This is a genomic window from Luteimonas huabeiensis HB2 (genome assembly GCF_000559025.1).
GTDB classification, from domain to species: Bacteria; Pseudomonadota; Gammaproteobacteria; order Xanthomonadales; family Xanthomonadaceae; genus Luteimonas; species Luteimonas huabeiensis.
In genome coordinates this window covers 1-4,064 of sequence record NZ_JAAN01000025.1, presented here as the reverse complement: position 1 = coordinate 4,064, position 4,064 = coordinate 1, and the positions used below count along the sequence as shown (strand labels likewise).

Below are 4,064 nucleotides of genomic sequence, written 5' to 3'. Positions count from 1 at the left end.
GCTGCACGGCGCGCTGAGCGGCCCATTTCCGCGCCGCGCTTGGCCTGTAGGCCCACTACAGGCCGGCGAAGCGGCACGAAACGGGCCTCGCCCAGCGCGCCGTTCGCCTCGAACGTTTCTGCCGCCCAGGCGCCTAGGGTCGCGCTGCATCCGGATCGCGCCCGCGTCGCGCGGGCCGACCGGTATGATCGTGGCTGGTCCCCCCGTGCCCGTCGCCTTCCCGTGCGCATCCAGCCGCTTCCCGACACCCTGATCAACCAGATCGCCGCCGGCGAGGTCGTCGAGCGGCCGGCGTCGGTGGTCAAGGAACTGGTGGAGAACGCGCTCGACGCCGGCGCCGATCGCATCGACGTCGACCTCGAGGAGGGCGGCGTGCGGCTGATCCGCATCCGCGACAACGGCGGCGGCATCGCGCCCGAGGAGCTGCCGCTGGCGGTGGCCCGGCACGCGACCAGCAAGATCGCCTCGCTCGACGACCTGGAGGCCGTGTCCACGCTCGGCTTCCGCGGCGAGGCGCTGCCCTCGATCGCCTCGGTCAGCCGCTTCCTGCTGGTCTCGCGCACCGCCGACGCGGCGCACGCCAGCGCGCTGGCGGTGGACGGCGGCCGGATCGGCGAGGTCGAACCGCGCGCGCATCCGCCCGGCACCACGGTGGAAGTCCGCGATCTGTTCTACAACGTGCCGGCGCGGCGCAAGTTCCTGCGCGCCGAGCGCACCGAGCTGGGCCACATCGAGGAATGGCTGCGGCAGCTCGCGCTGGCGCGGCCCGACGTGGAGCTGCGCATCGGCCACAACGGCAAGCCGTTGCGGCGCTACCGCGGCGGCGAGGCGCTGTTCTCCGACGAGCGCCTCAACGAGACGCTCGGCGCGGAATTCTCGCGCCAGGCGCTGCGCATCGACCACGCCGCGGCGGGGCTGCGGCTGTCGGGCTGGATCGCGCAGCCGGCGTACTCGCGCGCCAGCGCCGACCAGCAGTACGTCTACGTCAACGGCCGCGCGGTGCGCGACCGCAGCATCGCCCACGCGGTGCGGCAGGCCTATGCCGACGTGCTCTACCACGGCCGGCAGCCGGCCTACGTGCTGTTCCTGGCGCTGGACCCGACCCGCGTCGACGTCAACGTCCACCCGGCCAAGCACGAGGTGCGCTTCCGCGATGCGCGGCTGATCCACGAATTCGTGTTCCGCACCCTGCACGAGGCCCTGGCCGGCACCCGCGCCGGGCAGGGCGCGGCAGTGGCGGCGGCGATCCCGGGCGCGGTGGCGGAGACGGCTGCGGGTGGCGGAGCGCCGCTGCGCGAGGTCTGGCGCGCGCCGATGCCGCAGCGCCAGGCCGGTCTGTCGTTGCGGGTGGAGGACCTGCGCGCCGGCTATGCCGCGCTCTACGGCGCCCCGCCGACGCAGGAGGCCGATGCGCCGGGCGTGCCCGGCGCGGCCGCCAACGCGCCGCTGCCGGAGACCGGCGAGGATGGCGTCCCGCCCCTGGGCTATGCCCTGGCGCAACTGCACGGGGTGTTCATCCTCAGCCAGAGCGCCGACGGCCTGGTGGTGGTGGACATGCACGCCGCCCACGAGCGCATCGGCTACGAGAAGCTCAAGGCCGCGCACGACAGCGAGGGCCTGCGCATGCAGCCGCTGCTGGTGCCGCAGACGGTGGCGGTGGCCGAGCGCGAGGCGGACGTGGCCGAGCGCGAGGCGGCGACCCTGAGCGAGCTGGGCTTCGACGTCTCCCGCGCGGGCCCGCAGACGCTGCTGTTGCGCGGTGTGCCGGCCTTGCTGGCCGGCGGCGACACCGAAGCGCTGCTGCGCGACGTGCTGGCCGACCTGCGCGAGCACGGCGAGAGCCGGCGCGTGCGGACCGCGCGCGACGAACTGCTCTCGACGATGGCCTGTCACGGCGCGGTGCGCGCGAACCGGCGGCTGACGGTGCCGGAGATGAACGCCCTGCTGCGGCAGATGGAGGAGACCGAACGCTCCGGCCAGTGCAACCACGGCCGTCCGACCTGGACCCGGTTCGCGATGGCGGACATCGACCGCTGGTTCCTGCGGGGGCGCTGAGGATGGCGGCCGCAGGCGGCCTGGCCGGCTCCCTGGCCATCGCGCTGGCCTGGCTGGCGCTGGCCGGCTGCGCGGCCGATGCGCCCCCGGCCGCGGATCCGGCCGCGACCGAGGCCGACGCTGCCTATGCCCGCGAGGAGGCCGCCTGGCGCGCCGCGCGCGAGCGCTCGCTGCTCGCCGACGACGGCTGGACCACCCTTGTCGGCCTGCACTGGCTGTCGCTGCCGGCGCACCACCTCGGCAACGGCGAGCGGATCGGCATCGACCTGCGCTTCGGCCCGCCGCGCCTGGGGCTGGTGCAGCAGGCGGGCGACACGGTGTACTTCACCCCCGAGCACGGCGTCGCGGTCGCGCTCGATGGCGAGCCGGTGCGCGGGCGGGTGGCGCTGCGCTCCGATCGCGACGCCGCGCCCACGCGGCTGGCCTTCGACCAGGGCAAGGGCGAGCTGACCCTGATCGAGCGCGGCGGCCGCCGCGCGCTGCGCGTGCGCCATGCCGATGCGCCGGCGCGGGTGCGCTTCGCAGGGCTGCGCTTCTGGGAGCCGGACCGCGGCTGGCGGGTGCCGGCGCGCTTCGTGCCGCACCCGCCGGGGCGGACGCTGGAGATCGTCAACATCCTCGGCCAGACCGAGGCGATGCCGAATCCGGGGGCGGTGGAATTCGAGCGCGACGGGCGGACCTGGCGGCTGGAAGCGATCGGCGACGGCGACGGCCTGTTCCTGATGTTCGCCGACGGCACCAGCGGCCATGGCAGCTACGGCGCCGGGCGCTACCTGGACGCCGCCGCGCCCGACGCCGACGGCCGCGTGACGCTCGACTTCAACCGCGCCTACAACCCGCCCTGCGCGTATACGCTGCACGCCACCTGCCCGCTGCCGCCCAGCGCCAACCGGCTGCGCCTGCCCATCGCCGCCGGCGAGCAGGCCTATGCGGGCAGCGCCCTCTGATCTTTCGATTCCGAACAGGACGTCCCATGACCCGGAAGCCGGTACTGATCCCCTTGCTCTCGACCTTGCTGCTGGCCGCCGGTGCCGCCGCGCAGACGCCGCCCGATGCCGTGCAGGCGCCGCCGGCCGAGCCCGCGGCGGCCGCCGCCACGGCGTCCGCGCCGCCGGTGCCGTTGCTGTGGAAGGCGAGCCAGGGCGAGACCTCGGTCTACCTGCTGGGCTCGTTCCACCTGCTGCGGCCGGACGATTACCCGCTGGCGCCCTCGGTGGATGCCGCCTTCGAGGACGCCTCGCGGCTGATGTTCGAGATGGCGCCGGAGGAAATGAACTCGCCGACGCTGGCGCTGAAGATGGGCCAGGCCGGCATGCGCACCGACGGCACCACCCTGGACAGCGAACTGCCGCCCGAGACCGCGGCCGCGCTGAAGGCGTGGCTGGCCGACAACGCCGGGCGCGTGCAGTCGATGGGCCTGAGCCCGCAGGCGGTGCAGATGTTCGAGCCGTGGTTCGTCGCGCTGACGATCACCCTGATCGAGATGACCAACCACGGCCTGGACCCGGCGCTGGGGCTGGACACGCACCTCGAGCAGCGCGCCCGCCAGGCCGGCAAGGCCACCGTGGGCCTGGAGACCGGCGAGGAGCAGATCGCCTTCCTCGGCGGCATGCACCGCCCGGAGCAACTGCAGTTCCTGCGCGAAGCGCTGGAATCCTCCGGCGAGGCCGGCCGGTGGGAGCTGGACAAGCTGCACGGCGCCTGGCGCGCCGGCGACGAGCGCACCCTGTGGAACGAGATGGCGGTGCGCATGCGCATGGAGTACCCGGCGCTGTACCACCGCATCAACGTCGCCCGCAACGACGCCTGGCTGCCGAAGATCGAGGCGCTGTTCGAGCAGGAGGGCAACACGCTGGTGGTCGTCGGTGCGCTGCACCTGCTCGGCGAGGACGGCGTGGTGCACAAGCTGCGCGAGCGCGGCTACACGGTCGAGCGGGTGCCCTAGGGGGCATCGACATTCGGCCTGCAGCGTCGAAGCGGTCCCTTTCCCCGCAAGCGGGCGCATGTCG

At 74.1% G+C, this 4,064-nt stretch carries 3 protein-coding genes; all 3 read left to right on the top strand.

Translation table 11 applies throughout. The features are described 5' to 3' along the window. Positions 1 to 222: 222 nt before the first annotated feature. The 3 genes from mutL to Z164_RS20390 are packed head-to-tail and all read left to right on the top strand — an operon-like array spanning position 223 to position 4,000. A complete protein-coding gene (gene mutL, locus Z164_RS0110830; RefSeq protein ID WP_024890717.1) occupies positions 223 to 2,055 on the top strand; it encodes a DNA mismatch repair endonuclease MutL in 1,833 nt (610 codons plus the stop codon). Further along, positions 2,052 to 3,002, top strand: coding sequence for a DUF1684 domain-containing protein (locus Z164_RS0110825; RefSeq protein ID WP_425477222.1), 951 nt, complete (start codon positions 2,052 to 2,054; stop codon positions 3,000 to 3,002). The genes mutL and Z164_RS0110825 overlap by 4 nt, the downstream gene beginning before the upstream one ends. Positions 3,003 to 3,028: 26 nt before the next feature. Beyond that, a complete protein-coding gene (locus tag Z164_RS20390; protein ID WP_043689854.1) occupies positions 3,029 to 4,000 on the top strand; it encodes a TraB/GumN family protein in 972 nt (323 codons plus the stop codon). The last annotated feature ends 64 nt before the right edge of the window (positions 4,001 to 4,064 follow it).